Origin of the sequence: Aerosakkonema funiforme FACHB-1375 (assembly GCF_014696265.1) — a bacterium.
Classification (GTDB): Bacteria; Cyanobacteriota; Cyanobacteriia; order Cyanobacteriales; family Aerosakkonemataceae; genus Aerosakkonema; species Aerosakkonema funiforme_A.
In genome coordinates this window covers 1-2,814 of the sequence record NZ_JACJPW010000225.1, presented here as the reverse complement: position 1 = coordinate 2,814, position 2,814 = coordinate 1, and the positions used below count along the sequence as shown (strand labels likewise).

General features: G+C 40.2%; 4 protein-coding genes. All 4 read right to left on the bottom strand.

Annotated features, from left to right (window positions below; translation table 11 throughout):
• Nucleotides 1-184: 184 nt before the first annotated feature.
• Genes H6G03_RS37030 through H6G03_RS37015 form a run of 4 tightly spaced genes read right to left on the bottom strand, consistent with a single transcriptional unit; the run spans nt 185 to nt 2,731 of the window.
• Nucleotides 185-958 (bottom strand): AAA family ATPase, encoded by a 774-nt coding sequence (locus H6G03_RS37030; RefSeq protein WP_199315667.1) that lies wholly within the window; start codon nt 956-958, stop codon nt 185-187.
• Entirely contained in the window at nt 952-1,818 is an 867-nt protein-coding gene (locus H6G03_RS37025) for a hypothetical protein (RefSeq protein ID WP_190475925.1), read from the bottom strand. Before H6G03_RS37025 ends, H6G03_RS37030 begins: the two co-directional genes overlap by 7 nt.
• Nucleotides 1,815-2,558, bottom strand: coding sequence for a hypothetical protein (locus tag H6G03_RS37020; RefSeq protein WP_199315666.1), 744 nt, complete (start codon nt 2,556-2,558; stop codon nt 1,815-1,817). The genes H6G03_RS37025 and H6G03_RS37020 overlap by 4 nt, the downstream gene beginning before the upstream one ends.
• A gap of 2 nt (nt 2,559-2,560) precedes the next feature.
• Nucleotides 2,561-2,731, bottom strand: a complete 171-nt coding sequence (locus H6G03_RS37015; protein ID WP_190475921.1) for a hypothetical protein — start codon at nt 2,729-2,731, stop codon at nt 2,561-2,563.
• Nucleotides 2,732-2,814: the final 83 nt, after the last annotated feature.

Below are 2,814 nucleotides of genomic sequence, written 5' to 3'. Positions count from 1 at the left end.
TAATTGTGCCGATGCACGATATGCCTACGGCACGCTGTGCGAAGGCACTCCTGCAAGTGCCTTAACAAAAGTTCATACAGTGTCGATTACTTTTGTCCGACTACTTAAGCTATCAGTGCTTATTCCCAAATTAATAACTATATTTACTAAGCAGACCTAACTAAAGAGATAAAAGCATCTATCACTATTTACTTAGATCAAAATAGAGAACAAGACCATATTCGCCCAAAGAATCGCATAATTGCAGGAATTCGCGTAAATTCTTTCTCGATTCGTAAGCAGTAGCACCGCGTAATGAACTCCAATCAGCAGCAACCATCGGTACGCCCATTTTTTTAGCTGCTAATTTGGCGCTTAAACTCTTCCCAGTACCGGGTGGCCCCCATAATATCATACCTTTAGGGAATTTGAGATTGTGTTCTTTTGCTTCTGGTTTAAGTAATGCAGCAGCGCGTTCTAGCATTTCTTCTAATAAGTCTAATCCACCAGCAGCAGGTACATCCGGTTCGCTGATAAATTCAATTCCCTGCCCTTTTAACTTAGATTTTTTGTAAGTTAGCACTTCATCAATTAGTTGTTTGGTAGTACAACCATTTGATAGTAAGCGCTGCCAAAGCGTAGACAGTTCGCCTATTGGTAAACCCCGACAAGTTCTTACCAATTGTTCTAATTCTGCTGGCGCTAAAAATAACTGATTACTAAAATCTTGTACTATCTGCCTTACTTGAGAAGCATCTGGTAGTGGGTTTACCAATACAGGAACTAAAGGTATCAATTCCTGTGGTAGTTCGGCGTAAGTTTCAAGTGCTACTACGAATTGTTGCTGACCTCTTGTAGGTAAGTCATAAGCTAGATTACTAATCATAGCTAACTGTTCTAGCTCATTTTTTCCAGAAGTATCGGGTGTTAGCATACCCTCAAAAACAAACACCCCCGGTACTTCGTTATTATCTACCAACCATGCCAGACCAGATGTACACTTAATACTGGTATACTTTGAAGTTGGGTAAGATAAGTGCGATCGCTAGTTACCCGTGCAATGACAGAAGCAATTACTTTGCAGCAGCTTTTTGGGTATAAAACTACTTGCTTTTCGCTGAATCTTATTACTACCCAATTTCCCCTAAGAAAAAATTGATTTCTAATATCATCCTTACCGCCATCTGTACAATGATGGGGTTCTTTCGTATTGCCAACATACGGTTCATCAATCTCAATATCGATACTTAATCCACTAGGATGTATGAGAGCAAAATCAGCCGAATAGGGAATAGATAAAGCAGGGTTATGAAATGACAATCCTTGCACGATATTCGGAAATATTTGCTGCAACACTTGTTTAAAAGCTTTCTCAGAAACACCTGTTTTTGCAGTACTCATGCCTACTGAAGGCATTACAGTACCATTAAGCAGCTTACTTAATTGTTCAGAGTGAATAGATTGTAGAGGCATTCTAACTGGCTGATTATTAAGGGTGCTGAAATCAGGGGACGGAATTATCTTCTGTCTTTTAACTGGCTGTTTTTTAGAAGTTGAAATCTCATTACAGATAACTCCTAAGAAAATCACTAGCCAGACGCTAGCAACCAACCAAAAAGGAGATAAAAGAGCCAAAGATAATGCTATAATAACGCCAACAGCAATCGCTCCCAGTAATTGAGATCTTGGTAGAAAAAGCCAGTGAATATTAGACTTATTCTTAGATAGAATAGGAGAATTAGCTGTTGGCTGAGAATTGGAAATATTTGAAGTCGCGTTGGTTGCTAGAAATCTCAGAATTTGGTTGGGATAAAGGACAACAGGATAACTCTTATTCACCGATTAAACCTTAGCAAATTGGGAGCGTTCCTTCTAGATGAAGTTGTGGGAGAATTAGATTTTTCCCTACCCAAAGTAGCTAGTTGAGGAAGCAATTCAGGGCGCAGATTAACTCTTTGTGCTAATTCAGTTAATGAGCGATTGGAATTACTTCTTGCTGTTGCTAAAAAATCCCTCACCTTCAACACAACCGGGTCATTAGAAGAAGTGTATCTTCTCGCAATAGCAACTTGCAAACCTCGTTCGATATCATCAATTCTCACGGAACGAGACGAACTAGCTTGCAATCTTGATGTTCTCCTATAACGGGTAGGAGAAGTTGTAGCGATGCTCAACCCATTATACCTTTGTCTTGCATTTCCACCAGCTTGTAAATTAAAAGTATAAAGTCGCATCGTTCCATCTGCTGCTTGGGTTTTTACGAACAAATTGGTAACGCGAGCAGTGGTAAGATTGGGAAATCTCAATGGTGTTATTTGCCGCAAAAATAATGTAGTCGCGTTTCCTTTATCCAGTGGAGTATCGGTAGCATAAGTAAAGCGACTGGGGTCGGCTAAAAATACCTGAATAATCCGTTCGTTAACTCTGGTAAAATCAATAGCAGTTCCCCTACCAGACCATACTTCTACTGTACGAGCTTCTCCAGAAAGACCGCTACCTTCATTGGGACTAATCGTTAATATGGCTGGTTGATTTGAGTTTGGGTTAGACTGTGCTTGAGCTATTTGTGAAAAACCCAATATCAAGGTCTGCGTGCAGAAGTGGTAATAGTTTGGCTGCTAAAACCGCCACTGGAAATAATGGTGGAAGATTGATTTTGATTTTGGTTGATAACTTCACCTGCTCTTCCAGCCGCACCCAACAACCCGATTAAAATATCTTGTCGGGCGATTTCTCCACCTTTATCGCGCATTCCTTTAGCAATTAAAGGTTCGCCATTTTTTCCCCGAATGAGGATACTTTATTTACTGGAGTTTAGACTATCGCACCGCAGGT